The organism is Neisseria sp. P0021.S007, from assembly GCF_051956855.1.
Genome location: NZ_JBQCXA010000761.1, coordinates 1 through 607, shown reverse-complemented (window position 1 = coordinate 607; position 607 = coordinate 1). Strand labels below are relative to the sequence as shown.

The following is a 607-nucleotide window of genomic DNA, read 5'->3' as shown; positions in this document are numbered from 1 at the left end:
AACAGCGTTTGTTCCTCTACGACAACGGTAAACTGAGCAAAATTTATCCTGTTGCCGTCGGCAAAGCCATGACCCAAACCAATCTGGGCGAACATAAAATAGGCGCAAAAGCCTACAACCCGGTTTGGCATATCCCTAAATCCATCCAAAAAGAACGCAATGACGGAGTTAAAAGCGTACCGGCCGGCCCGAATAACCCGCTGGGCCCGGTATTTGTCCGTCTTGGCGACCCTAAATTAAGCCTTGGCATTCACGGCACCAATGCCCCTGCCAGCGTACCCGGCGTCCGCAGCCATGGTTGCGTGCGCATGAAATCGCCTGACGCATTGGAATTCGCCAAAACCATCGCAACAGGTTCTCCTGCCTCCGTTATCTATCAAATGGCAAGTCTGAACGAAGATGCCAACCAAAACTTGTGGCTGGCTGCCTATCGCGACCCATACGACAAGAAAAACCTTGATACGGCTGCCCTGAAAAAAAGCATTACTGCCTGGGCAAAAGCGCACGGCAAAACCATTCCTGCCGCACGTGTGGATGCAATCCTGAAAGGACGCACCGGCGCAGCAAACTGTCTGACCTGCGCCAAAGGTGTGAAACTCAAATCGCC

1 protein-coding gene is annotated in these 607 nt (G+C 52.6%); it reads left to right on the top strand.

The genetic code is table 11. The features are described 5' to 3' along the window. A partial coding sequence (locus ACTHUR_RS15825) for a L,D-transpeptidase (RefSeq protein WP_440399610.1) occupies window positions 1-607 on the top strand: 607 nt, incomplete at both ends.